General features: G+C 38.9%; 12 protein-coding genes. 7 read left to right on the top strand and 5 right to left on the bottom strand.

Annotated elements, in window-relative coordinates:
* Positions 1 to 69: 69 nt before the first annotated feature.
* The 3 genes from HCG49_RS01090 to uvrA form a co-directional block, all read right to left on the bottom strand.
* Positions 70 to 2916, bottom strand: a complete 2847-nt coding sequence (locus tag HCG49_RS01090) for a metalloprotease (RefSeq protein WP_240938601.1) — start codon at positions 2914 to 2916, stop codon at positions 70 to 72.
* Between the two features lie 13 nt (positions 2917 to 2929).
* The gene (locus HCG49_RS01085) at positions 2930 to 3616 is read right to left on the bottom strand and encodes a TIGR00730 family Rossman fold protein (protein ID WP_072763544.1); all 687 of its coding nucleotides are present in this window, start codon (positions 3614 to 3616) and stop codon (positions 2930 to 2932) included.
* 93 nt (positions 3617 to 3709) lie between these two features.
* Positions 3710 to 6544 carry an excinuclease ABC subunit UvrA gene (gene uvrA / locus HCG49_RS01080; RefSeq protein WP_168467720.1) on the bottom strand — a complete coding sequence of 945 codons (2835 nt, stop codon included), beginning with the start codon at positions 6542 to 6544 and terminating at the stop codon, positions 3710 to 3712.
* Between the two features lie 123 nt (positions 6545 to 6667).
* Between uvrA and HCG49_RS01075 the strand changes: the two genes are divergently transcribed.
* Positions 6668 to 7195, top strand: coding sequence for a hypothetical protein (locus HCG49_RS01075; protein WP_168467719.1), 528 nt, complete (start codon positions 6668 to 6670; stop codon positions 7193 to 7195).
* A gap of 211 nt (positions 7196 to 7406) precedes the next feature.
* Here the strand turns inward: HCG49_RS01075 and HCG49_RS01070 are convergent, their stop codons facing one another.
* Together HCG49_RS01070 and HCG49_RS01065 are read right to left on the bottom strand one after the other, a co-directional pair.
* Positions 7407 to 8120 carry a TIGR03915 family putative DNA repair protein gene (locus tag HCG49_RS01070; protein ID WP_168467718.1) on the bottom strand — a complete coding sequence of 238 codons (714 nt, stop codon included), beginning with the start codon at positions 8118 to 8120 and terminating at the stop codon, positions 7407 to 7409.
* Between the two features lie 2 nt (positions 8121 to 8122).
* Entirely contained in the window at positions 8123 to 8311 is a 189-nt protein-coding gene (locus HCG49_RS01065; protein ID WP_168467717.1) for a hypothetical protein, read from the bottom strand.
* A 178-nt stretch (positions 8312 to 8489) separates the two neighbouring features.
* Here HCG49_RS01065 and HCG49_RS01060 point away from each other — a divergent pair, with 178 nt between their 5' ends.
* The 6 genes from HCG49_RS01060 to HCG49_RS01035 all read left to right on the top strand — a co-directional run bounded on the left by HCG49_RS01060 (position 8490) and on the right by HCG49_RS01035 (position 16314).
* Entirely contained in the window at positions 8490 to 9257 is a 768-nt protein-coding gene (locus HCG49_RS01060; protein WP_168467805.1) for an XRE family transcriptional regulator, read from the top strand.
* A gap of 533 nt (positions 9258 to 9790) precedes the next feature.
* Positions 9791 to 11770 (top strand): sensor histidine kinase, encoded by a 1980-nt coding sequence (locus tag HCG49_RS01055; RefSeq protein ID WP_168467716.1) that lies wholly within the window; start codon positions 9791 to 9793, stop codon positions 11768 to 11770.
* A 21-nt stretch (positions 11771 to 11791) separates the two neighbouring features.
* A complete protein-coding gene (locus tag HCG49_RS01050; protein ID WP_168467715.1) occupies positions 11792 to 12472 on the top strand; it encodes a metal-dependent hydrolase in 681 nt (226 codons plus the stop codon).
* A 776-nt stretch (positions 12473 to 13248) separates the two neighbouring features.
* Positions 13249 to 14301 (top strand): o-succinylbenzoate synthase, encoded by a 1053-nt coding sequence (locus HCG49_RS01045; RefSeq protein ID WP_168467714.1) that lies wholly within the window; start codon positions 13249 to 13251, stop codon positions 14299 to 14301.
* The gene (locus tag HCG49_RS01040) at positions 14292 to 15254 is read left to right on the top strand and encodes a CPBP family intramembrane glutamic endopeptidase (protein WP_168467713.1); all 963 of its coding nucleotides are present in this window, start codon (positions 14292 to 14294) and stop codon (positions 15252 to 15254) included. Before HCG49_RS01045 ends, HCG49_RS01040 begins: the two co-directional genes overlap by 10 nt.
* A complete protein-coding gene (locus HCG49_RS01035) occupies positions 15241 to 16314 on the top strand; it encodes an AMP-binding protein (RefSeq protein ID WP_240938600.1) in 1074 nt (357 codons plus the stop codon). Before HCG49_RS01040 ends, HCG49_RS01035 begins: the two co-directional genes overlap by 14 nt.
* Positions 16315 to 16327: the final 13 nt, after the last annotated feature.

Here is a 16327-nt window from a genome sequence, read left to right as displayed (position 1 = left end):
ATCCTTAGATTTTTCTAAAATAAGAATATGATAAAAAATAAGCTGTAATATTAAGAATATAATAATTGTTTAAAACCATTTCCTCGTAAATAGGCCCGTTAGGGTCCTTGGGCTGAAGGTTATTACAAATCTAATTTTTTGATCGTAATGTGGTTGGGCTATTTCCCAACCGTTATTTGAGTATAAAGGCAGGTATAATTCGAAATAATCGGTCAATAGATTCAGACGAATTCCAGAATCGTAAACCGTTTTAGGGGAAATCCCTTTGTTTTTTACAAATCCAAAATCGCCGTAAAGTTCTATCCACCGCCAAATATTAATGCTCGAATTGATGGTTGCCATCCAATCATTGGCGTAGGGGTAGGCTAGCTTTGACTTAAAGCCACCTTCGGCAATAATTATTTGCTGACTGTAAATGCCGGAGCCTTCAGATCTTCCTAAGAATTCATAGTCGAAAAGGTAGTCGGTTGGCCGGTCTAGTGCGAAACTGAAAAAGTCCGTCTCCCCTGCAGTTTCGTTGCGTAAAAACTTCCCCGCAAAAAAGCGGAAATTAAACTGTCTGTTGTTTTGAAACAGTTTCCGGTATTCTAATTCGTAGGCTATTTTGCTAAATTTATTAGAATATTGGGCATCTACGGACCATGATAAATAGTTTAAAATATTGTTGGAAGTATTGGTGTATTTGGCATTAAAAACACTGTAATCTGGTTCTGTTTCCAAATCGGATTCTACTAAATTCGGATCTAGATCCCTAAAAACATTCACAGAACGCAACACTAAGGAAGATCTTTTGTTGAGCAATAAATTGCTTGGTCGCCATCCAAAACCAACGGCAGGACTTATGGTGCTGTATCTAGAATTTTTTTGGAAATGTGCCGTGTTTCCTCTTAGAGAATAATTGGTTACATATAGTCCGCTTTTGCCGTGATAATCCCTGTAATTAAATTTCCCGTACCCAACCAGGGATTTTTCAGAAGTAGCGTAGGAGGGCGCAAAATCGAAAACAAAGGGCCTCTCTAAAAGGGTTTTATTATGTAAGCGCAATCCCGGGGCCAATCCGTCGTAGAGGTTGAACGTTAAAACCGGGACATAAAAGACTTGATTGAAATACGGGTCTTCGGCATCCTTAAAAAATTGAAACTTTATTTTTTTATTGCTCGAGAAAAACCCGTTTAAAGACTTCCAGTTATCTCTTTGGTTGTATTCTGGAATGGTTTGGTCATAGTTCAATACTAGACGATCTTCACCATTTTTTGGGATCACAATGGTCTTTTCAGAAATGATGTTGGTAAACCAATATTTGGAAACTACTGTGTCGTTCTTGATGCCAAAAAGAGAAATAGGAACGTTGGTTCCTTGCTTGTTCTTTAGAGTTACTTTTAAAGAATCGGCGGTCTTTTCAACATTCTTGATCTTAAAATCTATTTTTTTTGTCGTCGATACATATTCGTCAAAAAACCAATTTACATCCTTATTTGATCCTTCGACAACCATAAATTTAAAGTCCGCTTCGGTCACCGGTTTTAGCTGGTAGTTTTTGTAAAAAGCCTTGATGCTATTATCAACCTGATGGGTGCCAGTGTAGTCTGCCAAATACGCTAATCCTAAGCCTGCTTTATATCTATTGGCAATTTTTTGGTTGAATTTTATTAAAGAATCATTTTCTGTCCTTAATGATTGATCCGAATTTCTACGGGCCGACAACATCTGTAATAAGGGGTATTGCTCGTTGAAATCCATCTGGGCAAGATGGAAATTTCGCACCCCCCATAAGGAGGACAATTTTCCTAATAATTTTTGATCTGGATAATAATCCTCCACAAAAGCAATCATCAGGTAGTTTACAATGGCGTCTGTAACCCATTTTTCCGTTCTCGGGTTTAGGAACAAAGTTTCTTTAACGATACTGTTAAGCGCAGTTTTTAAAACCTTCATCTCAAATTGAAACTGCTCTTCATAGGGCCTGATAAAGGACGGTAACTGGCTGATGCCGTACAAGGGGTCCTTATTGTAATCTATTTCACTGACCAATAACTGTGGATGTGGGTAATCGCCTAAGTTGTTTTGAATAAAATCTGCAATTCTATTTATTGAAATTCCAGAGGCAATCGGATCATACCGGAAGGTTTCCAAATCGGTAATCAGGGTGAGACTGGGGGTTTGGTGTTTCGTAAAATGATTTACTGGAGCCAGGATAATTTCACAACTCTTTTGCCTGATGCCTGTTAGGGTAATATGTTTTCCATGGGAAAGTGTGACCTTATGGGTGGTAGAAAAATTAGAGGCTATAAACAGGTCCTTGGGAATAAATAGGTTGATGGTGGTATTGGTGATGCCTGTATATAAATCTTCTAGATTCTTATTGGAATATAAATGCCAAGTGCCGTCATAGACGGCTGGAGTAAGGTACCAGTCTTTTAAATAAAAATTCCTTCTGTTGTCATAGCCGTATGGGGTAAACTTATTGGGAGGAAGCTTTACCTTGTAGGTTAAGAAGATTTTTACCGAGCTTCCAGGAAGCAAAGGTTCCTTCAAATCTATTTTAACTATATCCCGCCCCGAAGTGTAATTCCAGTCTAATCCCTGATAATCATTGTCTACGACGCTAACAATCTTTGTATACCCTCGTTCCTCGTCTTTGGCCAGGTGCAGGCCTTTTTTAAACTCCTCAGAAAACCGTTTTGCCAAGGCCGTATTTTTATCGGCATACGCATTGGCCCAGTCGTTAAAATATAGCAATAACAAGGTGTCCCTAGAATCGTTTACATATTCTAGGGCTTGTTGAATACTGATCTCTTTATTCTCTTCGGTCAATGTTGCAGAAAGCACGTTGGTATGCTGGGCTATACTTTTGCCGCTTGTCAGAACAACTATCAGGAATAAAAAGCGAATGAATTGGTTGGTTTTGGTTTTCAAATAATGGTATTAATTAAAAATTTGGACTGAGAATGTTTCCTTTATAAAAGGCATCGATGATTTCTACAACCTCTTCCTCAGTATCTACGATTTTTATCAGATCTAAATCTTCGGCACTTATATTTCCTATGGTCAGCATTGTTTTCTTAATCCATTCCATTAAGCCTTCCCAAAACTCCGTACCTACCAAAATAATAGGGAACAATTCTATTTTATGGGTTTGGATTAGGGTAATGGCTTCAAAGAGTTCATCAAGCGTACCAAAACCACCTGGTAAAACAACGAAGCCCTGTGAGTATTTAACGAACATTACTTTGCGAACAAAGAAATAGTCAAAATCTAAACTTTTGTCATTGTCTATATATGGATTGTTATGTTGCTCAAAAGGCAAATCTATGTTGAGTCCAACCGATGTTCCGCCAGCCAAATGAGCACCGCGGTTTCCTGCCTCCATGATTCCTGGGCCACCACCGGTAATAATCCCATATCCGGCTTCTGAAATGCTTTTCGAAATACTCGTGGCCAATTCATAATATTTATCTCCGGGTTTTGTGCGTGCCGACCCAAAAATGGAAACACAAGGGCCAATGGCGCTCATTTTTTCAAATCCATTGACAAATTCACCCATAATCTTAAAAAGGGCCCAAGAATCATTAGTTTTTATTTCGTTCCAACCTTTATGATGTCTTTCTTTTCTCATTCGTTTCGATGGGGTTTAATGTATTTATTAACCAAAAAAAATTGTAAGATAATATTCTACTAATTAACATATTTTTACAGTGATAACCACTATTTACAGGCTTAATTCTTTCCTAAGAAACTTAGAAGTATAGCTTTTTTTGTCTTTTGCTACTTCTTCGGGAGTGCCTTTGGCTACTATCATTCCACCTCCACGGCCACCTTCATAACCAATGTCTATGATATAATCTACTGTTTTAATAACATCTAAATTATGTTCTATGACCACAACGGTGTTTCCTTTGTCAACCAGTTCATTAAGCACGCCCATCAACACCCTGATATCTTCAAAATGAAGGCCCGTTGTGGGTTCGTCTAAAATATAAAAAGTGTTACCGGTATCTCTTTTAGATAGTTCTGTGGCCAATTTTATACGCTGGGCCTCTCCTCCCGATAAGGTTGTCGATTGCTGTCCTAAAGAGATGTAGCCTAAGCCAACATCTTGAATTGTTTTTAGTTTTCTGTATATTTTGGGGATGTTCTCGAAAAATTTCACAGATTCGTTGATGGTCATTTCCAGCACGTCGGCGATAGATTTTCCTTTGTACCTGATTTCTAAGGTTTCCCTGTTAAAGCGTTTCCCGTTACAGGTTTCACACTCCACATAAACGTCGGGGAGAAAATTCATCTCAATAACCCTAAGGCCTCCTCCTTGACAGGTTTCGCATCTTCCGCCCTTTACATTGAAACTAAAGCGCCCTGGCTTGTAGCCCCTAATAGCAGCTTCCTGGGTTTTGGTGAACAGGGAGCGAATTTCGCTAAATACTCCAGTGTAGGTAGCGGGATTAGAACGGGGTGTTCTTCCAATGGGAGATTGATTGATATCTATAACCTTATCGATGTGTTCAAGGCCGGTGATTTTTTTATACGGCATGGGTTTCTTTACCCCGTTAAAATAATAGGCATTCAGAATTGGGTAAAGGGTTTCATTGATCAAAGTAGATTTTCCGCTGCCCGAAACACCGGTAATTCCGATCATTTTCCCCAATGGAAGGCTAACCGAAATATTTTTTAAATTATTCCCGGTACAGCCCGTTAAAACAATATTTTTTCCATTGCCTTTTCTTCGAGTCTTGGGGACTTCTATTTGTAATTTTCCTGTTATATAATCTGCCGTAAGAGTGTGTTGCTCGATCAGGTCGGCCGGTTTTCCCTGTGAGATAATCTCGCCACCGTGTTTCCCGGCCATAGGGCCTATATCGATCACATGGTCTGCGCGTTCTATCATGTCGCGGTCATGTTCTACTACTAAGACAGAATTCCCTAAGTCGCGCAGAGCTTCCAAAGACTTTATCAGGCGTTCATTGTCTCTCTGATGCAGTCCGATGGAAGGTTCGTCTAAAATATAAAGAACCCCCACCAGTTGTGAGCCTATCTGTGTGGCTAGTCGGATACGCTGAGCTTCCCCGCCAGAAAGAGATTTGCTGCTGCGTCCTAAAGAGAGGTAATCCAAGCCTACATCTAATAAGAACTGAATTCTTGAGCGAATTTCTTTTAAAATTTCTTCTGCAATTTTTAACTGGGTGGTATTCAGCTCTTTTTCGAGTCCGTTGAAAAAATCGGCCAATTCCCTAATGTCCAAATCCGAAAGTTCGGCTATATTCTTTTCGGCAATTTTAAAGTTTAAAGAGGCTTGTTGCAATCGGCTGCCATGGCAGTTGGGACATTCAATTTTGTCCATGTATTCCTTGGCCCAACGTTTAATAGTGGTTGAACTAGCTTCGTTGAACTGGCTTTTTATAAAATGGGCAATCCCTTCGTAGTCTATTTTGTAGGTGCGCTTAACACCAAGGGTCTTGGAATCTACCTCAAAGCTTTCCTTGCCGCCATAAAGCAAAACTTGTATCGCCGCTTCGGGGATTTTTGAGATAGGCTCGGCCATGTCAAAGTTATAGCGTTGTGCAATGGTCTCGATCTGCTTAAAGGCCCATGATTTTTTGTAAGCTCCCAAAGGAGCAATACCACCACCGCTAATGGAAAGTTTTTTGTCAGGGAATATTTTGTGCTCATTAATTTCAAAAACATGGCCCAAACCATTACAATCCGGACACATGCCTTTTGGGGAATTAAAAGAAAAGGTGTTGGGTTCCGGAGATGGGTAAGAGATACCAGTGGTAGGGCACATTAAATCCCTGCTAAAATACCGGGGCTCATCACGGCCTTCTTCCAAAATCATCAAAACATTATCGCCACTGTACATCGCCGTGTTGATAGTTTCGGAAATGCGTTTGTCCAAGTCCGAATTTTCAATGATCTTAAGGCGATCGATGACAATTTCTATATCATGGGTCTTGTAACGGTCCACTTTCATGCCTTTTACAATATCCTTGATTTCACCATCGATCCTTACCTTGACAAACCCTTGTTTGGCGATTTGTTCAAAAAGTTCGCGGTAATGCCCTTTCCTAGATTTAATTACCGGGGCCAATACATTTATTTTTTTGTCTTTATACGATGAAATGATCAATTCTTTGATCTGTTCATCATTGTAACTGACCATTTTTTCCCCAGTGTTATAACTATAGGCATCTGCGGCACGAGCATATAAGAGCCTTAGGAAATCGTAAATTTCGGTGATGGTGCCAACAGTAGAGCGGGGCGATTTAGAGGTGGTTTTTTGCTCAATGGCAATTACCGGAGATAGTCCGTCTATTTTATCCACATCCGGACGTTCCAAGCCTCCTAAAAACTGACGTGCATAGGCTGAAAAGGTTTCTATATACCTACGTTGCCCTTCGGCATATATGGTGTCAAAGGCTAAAGAAGACTTCCCGCTACCCGATAGTCCGGTGATCACAACAAGTTTCTCTCTAGGAATGGTAACATCTATATTTTTAAGGTTGTGTACGCGAGCACCTTTAACCTCTATATTTTCTTCGTAATTAATCATGGGCTTTCGTAAAGATGCGAAGTTACGATATTGACCTCTAATTATGAAGTTGGGGCTTTGTAGAATTTTGTGGTTTAAATGCTTAGCGATACATTAGCAATTGAAATTTTAAAACTAGAATAGATGCAGCTTTTAGGAATTGGTTCGCGTATACAACACAAGGAATTTGGTAAAGGAGTAGTTACCAATGTAACCTCTAAACATTATTGGGTAACCTTTATTGAAAACGGTTTGGAGACAATTGATTTAAATGCCGATTTTGAGATTGTCGAAAGTGTTGAAGATGCCGTAGTTACGATTAGTTTTTCAGAAGTAGAGCAGTCATTAATTTCTATCTTAAGACGGTGGAGCGACACGAGTGCGATAACCCCCATAGCAGATAAGTGGAAGGGAGGTTCCCTCGTTTTAAAACCTGGAGACGCCAAGTTATCGGAAAAAGAAATTCCATTGGATGCCTTTTTTCATAAAATTGTAATGGTGCGCGATAGGATAAGGGTGATGGAACAGAAAATAAATAGTAGCAAGAATTTAGACGACCAGGAAAAAGTAGATCTTCAACAGTATATTACCCGTATATACGGTAGCCTCACGACCTTTAATGTGCTTTTTAAAAACCCGAGTGACAATTTTGTAGGAGAAAAAAGTAAGTAGGCCTGTTTGGGGTTTCTGTTTTAAGCCTTGAAGTGCCAAATAGAGAAGCCCTAAAAATGTGGTTAAATTAGTCCGAATCGCAGCGCTAAGGCAGGAGGGGCTTATAGGGAGCTAATAATGTCATTGTTTTCTTTTCCCTTATAAATAAAGCCGCTAGAAATAATTGATGAACAGGAATTAAAAACAAGAAATCGTTCAAGCTAAACCATGTCTATACCGCTGCTTTTTGATCTGCTTTGATGGATTTCGTTCTTCTAGAAAATGGATAGGGGGCCGTGTTTGAAATCAATGGTTTTAGTGGTTTTGATGAAGGCGCTGTTCTGAAAAAATCGATCGGAATTTCCATAGGAATATAGCTTATGGAGAGCAGGTTGTATAGGAGGGCATATTTTCTTTTTTTATCGTAGATGAGGAATTCTTTGCCGGGAAATTTGGACCGGTAGTATCTCGATAACAATGGTAGAACATCGTGGTAAGGGGTAATTGCCGTGTAGTGCATTTGATCCTGGGAAATTTTAAAGGTAGCAATGGCCTCAATACGGTGCTTTTCTCTAGCCACCATGCCGGCATATTGATGTAGTTTTAAAAATATATCCTTTATGGCTTCCGAAGATATCTTCGCCTCACCAAAAAACATATGGTGGATATATTGGTAAAGCAAAAGCTCTATCCCCTTTTTTTCACTTAAATATGCAAAGTATATGGTCTTTAGTGCAGTCCTGTCCTTTTTTTGAATTCCGTCCCAAACACGTTTGGCCTTGTCTGACTGCATATGGACCGTTTCTGTGTCTGAAAAAAGGCCCTTTTGGATATCGCGTTGGTTTTGGATATCGGAAACATTTAATTTTTCTTTAAAAGACTTATAAATAACTGTTAAGAATCCGTTGAAACCTCCTTCGTAAATTAAAATTTTTGCCTTTTCCATAACTAGTCGAATAAATTAAGCTGTATGCTATCGTCTTTTGTTGCCTTTCTAATAGTGCTCTTAGTTCTTGGTTTTTTGACGGATTGTTTCTCTTTTTTGGATTTCGGAATTGCTTTTGACGAATTGTTGTCGTCCTGCATTCCTGAAAACACCAAGAAGTTTAAAGTCTGTTGGATATCATCACAAGTCATAAGGCATAATTTGTAGATAATCCAAATTTATGGAAAATTTCCAAATAATGGAAATAATCCAAGATTATTTTTGGATTATATCCAAAAGATGTATATTTGGAGAACGGATAATTGGATGAACAAGCTGGTGAATTGGCACAAAGGGGTGCCGAGAAACTGGCATAAAATTATATATGGTATGAATGACGATATGGAAATAGCAATAAAACGATTCTCTGAAATCCGAAGGGAATTGGGATATACACAGGCTGAATTTGCAGCATTGCTGGGAGTTTCAAATACTACCGCCGATATCGAACGCGGGCGAACCAAGCTGTCTGGAAAAGTGGTGGCAGAATTGTTAAAGCAATTTAAAATCAATCCCCTTTGGCTTTTTGGAGAAAACACCCAGAAATATTTAGCTACTTCAACAGTCAGTATTATACCAAAAGTGGTTACCGTAGATTCCTCTGAAAAAGAAAATATAGTCTTGGTGAACGCTAAGGCAGCAGCAGGATATCCGCAAAATATACAGGATGTAAGTTGGTACCGACAATTACCGGCTTTCGATATCCCTTTGCCAGAATTCCGAAATGCCTCCTATCGCGGTTTTCAAATAGAAGGCGATAGTATGTTGCCAAACTTAAGGCCGGGCGAATGGGTGCTGGCAAAAGCGGTAGAAGGTTTGCAGGCTATCAGTGCCAATAAAATGTATGTCGTCGTTCTGCATGACGCTGTATTGGTGAAAAAAATAGAAAAAACACCCAACCCTATGGAGATCTCCCTGATTTCCCTAAACGAAAACTATCCGCCGTACCGTATTAAGATAGATCAGATACAAGAACTTTGGCAGGTAAGTAGTAAAATAACCTTCGGAGTAGATGCCACTTCCGAAAGAGGACTGTTGAAACAATTACAGGAATCTATGGAGGAGCTAAAAAATCAACTTAAAAACGTCAAAAATTAAGCCTGTACCCTGCTAAATTATTGTGGTATCCCATTTTTTAAGATTAAAAAGCGTTGTTTTTATGCCATTTATGATCAAATTGGCGCAAAGATACTATCGACGAAATGCATATAAATCCGACTAAAATGTCTTTCGGTAGTGATTCTTCCTTTTTTACCACAATAAACGGTAATTATACAACAATATGAAGCACTTATAAGATCTAGTTTATATTTTTAACTTGAATTGGATTCCCAAAATCTTGTCACAAATTAAAAAGTGGTGTCTATTGAAGTATCTTTTTAATTTCTACTTATGCCTAATAGCAGCAGTTCCTTTAGGTTTATAGAAATCTATAGGACAACTATTTAGGTTTATAGTTGTCCGGACTCAATGCAAAACCTGATAAGGGTAGGTTTAAACCTCTTTTTTTTGCAAAAAAATGGTCTTGGAGCTGGATTTAGATGTATCGGTAATTAGGATTACTGATATTTATTTTTGGTATGACTGCTGGTTTTGTAAGTCATTACTACTAATTAAGTAGAGATTAATTCATGGACAACAACGGTAGGGTAAAAGTTGCTTTTAGAAAAGTATTGAAGAGTGTACTCTTTTTTATACTGGCTATTAGCGCTTCCTATGCACAGGTCTCTATTCCAGAACAAAGCCTGATTCAAGAATTTCAGAACATTGCCACCCCAGAAAAAAGACTGCAGTTTTTCTTTAATATTCCAAACCGCTATTCGGAAAATTCTGCCTATGACTGGCAAGCCAAGGTAAATGCATATCACACTAATACACTAAAGGCAAATGACAGCATAGGTACTATGAAATATGAGCTTATGCAAGCCCAACTTTTTTACGATATAGGCGATTATAGCAAAAGTGTCGACATAGCCAAAGACTTATATCAAAACAAAGAACATTTTGATGATCCTACGAAAAGTATCCTTCTAGATTTAATAGATCATAACTATGCCAAGTTAGGGCTTTTCGACAGGCAGTTTGAAATAAGGGAGGAGAAACTAAAGCTGGGGCTTACCGATAAAATTGTTTTTTACGATATCTATTCTAATTTGGGCCTACACCGTAAGGCTATGGAAGATTACATTAAAGACATGCTGAAAACCGTTCGGGAAGGTGACTATTATGCCCAGGCAGAATATCTGAACAATATAGGGACCTATTTGCTTTTAGATATGTCTACAGCGGTTGCCTTGACCAATTTTAAACAAGCAAAAGGATTTATAGATGTGTACTTAAATGATATAAGTCGACAAAAAACCGAACAAGAACTTATTAAAGGGAACTTTCTTAAGGGGATTATTAAAGGAAATATTGGCAAGTGTTACGCTCGGTTAAAAGAATACGATATCGCTGTCTTTGAACTAGAGAGTGCCATAGCTATTATTGGGGAATATAGTATCAATAAATATTCTTCCGAGAAAATAGAGAACTCTTTAGAATTGGCAGACGTCTATTTACAGGTGGAAGAATTTGAAAAGGCCAAGGATCTTCTTTTATATGGCGATTACCCTGTAAAAGTTCAGAATATTATAAAAAGGAACCGACTGTTGGCCGCGTATTATGATAAAATGGGCGATTTTAAAAATGCCACAGAGTACCTAAAAAGAACAGTAAAAATACGGGACTCCCTAAACCATAGTGATGCAGGCTTAAAAAAACAGCAATTGGCTGCGGTAGCAGGACAGGAAATTGAGTATTCTAAAAGGTTAATGGATGAGCAAAAAATTGCCCTTGAAGAATCTAGAAACGAAATGCAGGCAAAGGACGAACGTATAAATATTGTCTTTATTTCCTTGGTGTTTACCTTGTTGGGATTTGCTGCGGTGGTGTATGCCTACCTAAAAAGTATAAAAACACAACGTCTTATTGCAGAACAAAAACAAATAATAGAATCGGCCCTGATAGAGAAGGATTCCTTGTTGAAAGAAATTCACCACAGGGTAAAGAACAACCTTCAAATGGTTTCCAGTTTGTTGAGTCTGCAAACCAAAAACACCAAAAGCAAGGCCGCTATTCAAGCCTTGGAAGAAGGGAAAACAAGGGTGAAAGCCATGGCCTTAATACACCAGAAATTATATCAAAACGATGATCTTTCGGTTATCGAAATGCAAGAGTATATAGAAAGCCTAATCAATAGTGTGCAATCGGTATATAAAAAAGGAGGGCATAATATAAATATATTTATAGACGCAGAAGGGGTCGAGTTAGATATTGATAGAGCTATTCCGTTTGGACTGATATTGAACGAACTTGTTTCAAATTCCTTTAAATATGCCTTTCCAGATAATGATGAGAACGGTAAAATACATATCCATTTAAGTAAGAACGGGGAGAAGGGGTATTTTGAATATACGGATAACGGAATAGGTTTGCCAGAAGATAGTAGTGAAAGAGCAAATTCTTCTATGGGAATAAGGCTTATGAATCGATTGGTAAATCAATTACAGTCTACACTAAACATCGATAAAACTACAGCAGGAGTTCGTTTTTGGTTCAATTTTAAATAACTTTGAGGAAAAACAAATTCTATGAAAATCACCTTTCTAGGGCATGCCTCCCTAATGATTTTGGCCAATAGTAAAAAATTATTGGTAGATCCATTTATTTCTGGCATTGAAAAAGTGGCCGGAAAAGTAGCTATCGATGATTTGGATCCAGATTATATTCTGGTAACCCACGCCCACCAAGACCATACCTTGGATGTAGAACAGATTGCTAAAAGAACGAACGCCGTGGTTATTAGTAATTATGAAATTGCTACCCATTACGGCAATAAAGGAATTACTGCGCATCCTATGAACCATGGGGGTAGTTTCGATTTTGATTTTGGAAGCCTTAAGTACGTTAATGCTATCCATACGTCTTCCTTTCCGGATGGATCTTATGGTGGTCAGCCAGGCGGATTTATAATTTCTTCCGAGGGAAAGCAGCTCTATATTGCCGGAGATACGGCATTGACCATGGATATGAAATTAATTCCATTGTCCCACAGCTTAGATTTGGCAGTGCTGCCTATTGGTGATAATTTCACGATGGGGATTAAAGATGCCGTTATTGCATCGGACTTTATAGAGTGCGATAAGATTCTGGGCTACCATTACGATACTTTCGGGTACATTGTTATTGATCAAAAAGATGCCCTAAAACAGTTTTCTGATGCGGGAAAAGAGCTGTTGTTGCCAGAAATAGGGGAGTCCGTGATGGTGTAAGAAAGATTTTTTGTGTTAGAAAATCTGACAAATGACATAGTTAATATCCTTGTTTACCGTTTTTTGGTTACTGTTTTGGGCGTTCCCTCCTTCGTCGGGCGGGCGCTGCGCTATATCCCTCGCTCCACTTCGGGGATGCCGCTGCGATCCCTAACGCGGGTTGCCAGGAACAATTGGCAATTAATACTAATCAGGGAAGTACCCATAGGTGCTTGGGAAACAAAAGGGGGTTAGAAGAGAACCAAGGAAACTTTTCTACAAAGCAGAAGGTGCATTCAATTCAGGCCCAATTTTTGTGTTTGATGCTATAGCCCTGTCTCGTTTTAAAACCAACCTACCTTGCTTCTTTTATAATTTATTGGATGCCCTTATGTTATTGACCACTTTATTACGTCAATAATATAAGGGCATTCCTGTTTATTAGTTGGATACCAGCAACTAAGAATACTCTAAACCTGTTGGCTTCTATGATCGATTAAAAAAGCAGAAAGAGGCTTTTTAAGGCGCCCGATAAAAATTTCTATGAATGATGATAAGGTCCTAAAAAGGTCAATTGTAGTGTCTTGGGGATTGCTGCTATAATAATGCTTCTTTCCTCCTTTATAAGAATTAAAATATCCCTAAATTTGACTTTTATAGACCTCTAAAAAAGCTATAAAAACAAGACACAGAACAACAAACAGCCAATATGAAATGAACATGACCGAAAACTTGTCGCAAAGACAAATTCAGTTATGTGAATTACATAGGACCGATAAAAACAATAATAGCTCCATATGAAAGCTAGTTACAAAAAATACGTTTTAAACTTTAAAAACCCCAGTGGTACTTCTAGGGGAATATTGGTGCAAAAAGAAACCTGGTTTATTATCCTTCGGAATAACGGAAAATACGGTATTGGGGAATGTGGATTATTGAAAGGCTTGAGTATTGATGATCGCCCAGAATATGAGGAGGTTTTGCAATGGACCTGTGATAATGTGGGCTTGGGAAAAGATAAACTTTGGGATAAGTTGCTCCCCTACCCAAGTATTCAATTTGGGGTAGAACAGGCTTTCTTGTCCCTAAATGCTGCTGATCCTTTTTTATTATTTCCTTCAGAATTCACCACTAAAGATAAAAGTATTTCCATAAACGGTCTCATATGGATGGGAGATGAAAAGTTTATGCACCAACAAATACAGGAGAAACTAAAACAAGGTTTTAACTGTATAAAAATGAAGGTGGGGGCAATTGATTTTGAGCGCGAATTATTGCTTTTACAAGCCATAAGAAAAGAGTATAGCGAGAGTGAAATTTCCCTTCGGGTCGATGCTAATGGCGCATTCTCCCCAGAAGAAGCCTTGGGAAAACTGCAGCGTTTGTCCAAATATAATTTACATTCCATAGAACAGCCTATAAAGCCGGGCAACCCTCTTGCAATGAGAGAATTATGTGAAAATTCACCACTGCCCATTGCCTTGGACGAAGAATTAATAGGGATTACCGATGTAACAAAAAAAGAAGAACTGCTACAAACCATTCGGCCTCCCTATATAATTTTAAAACCTAGTTTGGTTGGGGGGTTTAAAGGTAGCGGGCAATGGATAGAAATAGCAGAAAAACTAGGGATTCAATGGTGGGTTACCAGTGCCCTGGAAAGCAATATAGGGCTAAATGCCATTACACAATGGACCTATACCCTAAAGAATACTTTGCCGCAGGGACTGGGGACCGGTAGCCTGTACACTAATAATATAGAGAGCCCTTTAACAGTTAGGAATGGGGCCATCAGTTACGATAAGAATAAAAATTGGGATACAAAATTAATAGAAGAAATATGTATATAGAACAAGGGTATAAGGGAAATCATGAATCATGGCGCTACATTGTAGGAGTGCTACTTGTTTTTTTAGGGTGGCAGGTTGTTGGGGCGATACCCCTTGTTGGAGTGGTGATTTTTAAATCTTTGGGGGGTAATGAGATTCCGATGGATCTCACTCAGATGTCCCAGGCTATCGGTAGCAACCTGTTTTTGTTTTTAATGCTGCTTTCCTTTGCCTTTGGCCTGATAGCAACATTTATTAGTTGCAAATTCTTGCACAACCAAAGCTTGGTGTCACTAACCACTTCTAGAAAAAAAGTAGATTGGAAGAGAGTGTTTTTTGCATTCGGACTCTGGGCCGTGATTACGGTAGTGATTATGGGGGTTGATATTTATTTGTCTCCAGATGATTATACCTTTAATTTTGAATTACAGCCGTTTCTGATACTACTAGCAATTTCAGTGCTACTGATCCCGATCCAAACAAGTTTTGAGGAATACTTTATGAGAGGATATCTAATGCAAGGTTTGGGTTTAATTGCCGGGAATAAGTGGTTTCCCTTGGTGATTACCTCTTCTGTTTTTGGATTGCTACATCTATTTAATCCCGAAGTAGAAAAGCTAGGTTTTGGCATTATGGTGTATTATATAGGGACCGGTTTTTTTCTAGGTATTTTAACTTTAATGGACGAAGGTTTGGAGTTGGCCATAGGTTTTCATGCCGCCAATAACTTAATAACAGCCTTATTGGTCACGGCCGATTGGACAGCCTTTCAGACCAATTCTATTTTTAGGGATATTTCAGAACCAGAACTGGGATGGGATGTATTTGTTCCTGTATTGGTGGTATATCCTATTTTACTCCTTGTTTTTTCGAAAAAATACGGATGGAACAATTGGAAAGAACGTCTTACCGGAAAGGTTATGCCTCAGGAGCAATTCTTAACAGAAAATGCATCAGACAATGTCTTACCATAAGGTTCATCCGAAATTTAAATTTAACGGCCACGCTTATCAGGAGTCCGATTTAAAGGAACTAGGCTATTCCTTGGTAAAAGAGGGAGAGGACTTTGAAAAGATTATAGGTAATTTTTTATTGGATTGGTGTGACGGTTCCCCAATGATTTCAGTACATACCTCGGGATCTACCGGGACGCCTAAAAAGGTTTTCCTAGAAAAAATAAAGATGTGCAATTCTGCTAAGGCTACCGGAGGTTTTTTTAACCTAGGACCGGGAACAAAGGCATTGCACTGTATGCCGAGCAGTTTTATAGCAGGTAAAATGATGCTGGTGAGAGCCATGGTATTGGGTTGGGAAATCACATGTGTGCTGCCTAGTTCAAAACCGTCGATTCCCAAGGGTGTATATTATGATTTTTCGGCTATGATTCCATTGCAATTAGAGAATTCCTTGGATAAAATAAGCCAAATCGGGGTTTTGATTATTGGAGGGGCACCGATGTCAATAGAACTAAAAAACAGCGTGCAACACCTCCAAACCCATATCTATGAGACCTATGGGATGACCGAGACCATAACCCATATCGCGGCAAAGAGGATCAATGATACGGCTAGGGAAGGCAGGGGTAATTTTATAGCCCTTCCACAAGTGTCCTTGGCAACGGACAATAGAAACTGCCTAGTGATCGATGCGCCCCAAATATCCAATGAAAAGGTGATGACCAATGATGTGGTGAACCTTGTTTCGGATACCGAATTCCAATGGTTGGGAAGGTTTGATAATATTATAAATTCAGGGGGAATCAAATTGGTTCCAGAGCAAATAGAAGCCAAGTTGTCGGAATTGATATCGGAAAGGTTCTTCGTTGCCGGGATTCCAGACAAAACTTTGGGTCAAAAATTAGTGCTTGTGATAGAAGGGAATAGGGGTGTCGAAACGCTTTGGCAAGGTATTAAATCGCTGCACACACTTTCTAAATTCGAAATACCCAAGGAGATTTTTTCTGTCAATGAATTTGTGGAAACAAAAAATGGCAAGGTGCAAAGGATAAAAACCCTGCACCTTGCCATGGCTTAAATGGTTCTAGAAG

Source organism: Arenibacter sp. 6A1, from assembly GCF_012272855.1.
Lineage (GTDB): Bacteria > Bacteroidota > Bacteroidia > Flavobacteriales > Flavobacteriaceae > Arenibacter.
This window is presented reverse-complemented; position numbering and strand designations above follow the sequence as displayed.